This is a genomic window from Enterobacter sp. 148H3 (assembly GCF_034107425.1).
Taxonomy (GTDB): Bacteria; Pseudomonadota; Gammaproteobacteria; order Enterobacterales; family Enterobacteriaceae; genus Enterobacter; species Enterobacter vonholyi.
Genome location: NZ_JAWNEI010000054.1, coordinates 1 through 643, shown reverse-complemented (window position 1 = coordinate 643; position 643 = coordinate 1). Strand labels below are relative to the sequence as shown.

Annotated in this window: 1 protein-coding gene and 1 pseudogene; both read right to left on the bottom strand. The window is 61.7% G+C overall.

Annotated features, from left to right (window positions below; all coding sequences use genetic code 11):
* Nucleotides 1-174 (bottom strand): annotated as a pseudogene (locus USH94_RS22495) (P-type DNA transfer ATPase VirB11); the annotation flags it as partial.
* 3 nt (nucleotides 175-177) lie between these two features.
* On the bottom strand, nucleotides 178-643 hold a 466-nt coding region (locus USH94_RS22490; RefSeq protein WP_320731359.1), incomplete at its 5' end, for a TrbI/VirB10 family protein.

Here is a 643-nt window from a genome sequence, read left to right as displayed (position 1 = left end):
CGGCGAGGCGTGCATTTCCCAGCGCCCGTTAATTTTTGTGTGGATCTCGCCGGGGCGGTTGATGGCGATCTCCGTCAGCCCCTCCCGGCTCAGGTAGTCCCCGAACAGCAGGTCGCGCAGGTGTGACAGCGCGACGTTGCCCTCTGACGGGGTATCAGTCAGGTTATCGTCCATCGTTTACCTCATGCGCAGTCTGTAGACGTCTGAAAAATCAATATCCGCCCCGGTGACAAGGCCAATCACATCCCCCTGGTTGAGGTACATCGTTGGCGGAATGTTGATGCTGTTTTCCAGCAGCGTTTTTGCCATTTCCGCCGTGGCCGCGCGGGTATTCTCCGTATAGTCGGTGTTGCGATCCCTGCCCGGTGACGAGCCGGAGGCCGCTGCGGCAATATCCTGTACCGAACCGAGCAGGAGGGTATTACCTATCCGCTCCAGCCAGTGATTGTCTATCCAGCCCGCGACGCCGTTCTCGCCCATCGCGCCCACGGCCTGGCTGTCAGCCATCGGAATCACCAGGCGTCCGGGTTCTGGCGTGCGCAGCTCGGTGATGGCGAGAAAAAGCCGCCCCTGCCCGTTTTTCAGCGTGCCGGTGCGGTACAGGCCGCGCGCTTCAGTCCCCGCCGGGATAAGGGTCACGGCA